Source organism: Psychrobacter sp. TB20-MNA-CIBAN-0197, assembly GCF_040309765.1.
GTDB classification, from domain to species: Bacteria; Pseudomonadota; Gammaproteobacteria; order Pseudomonadales; family Moraxellaceae; genus Psychrobacter; species Psychrobacter submarinus.
On record NZ_JBEOPC010001157.1, the window covers coordinates 1 to 247 of the forward strand.

1 protein-coding gene is annotated in these 247 nt (G+C 37.7%); it reads right to left on the reverse strand.

Translation table 11 applies throughout. From position 1 onward, the window contains the following. On the reverse strand, positions 1-247 hold a 247-nt coding region (locus AAEY83_RS17560), incomplete at both ends, for an aminotransferase class V-fold PLP-dependent enzyme (protein ID WP_351061236.1).

The window sequence follows — 247 nt, forward strand, 5'->3', positions numbered from 1 at the left end:
GTGTGTTAGATGCTTGTGTAATAGCTAATAGGGTAGGTTTTGTTTCTTTTATAAATTCACAGCATTCTTTGGTGTTCAGCGTGCCATTTTTATTTAGTGGAAGCGCTATTAATTTAGCACCCGTTTGTTGACTCACTATTTGCCAAGGCACTATGTTTGCATGATGCTCAAGCGGAGATATCATTATGGTATGACTTTCATTTAAGCGCTTTTTTAATCCGTTAGCGACCAAGTTAATGGCTTCTGT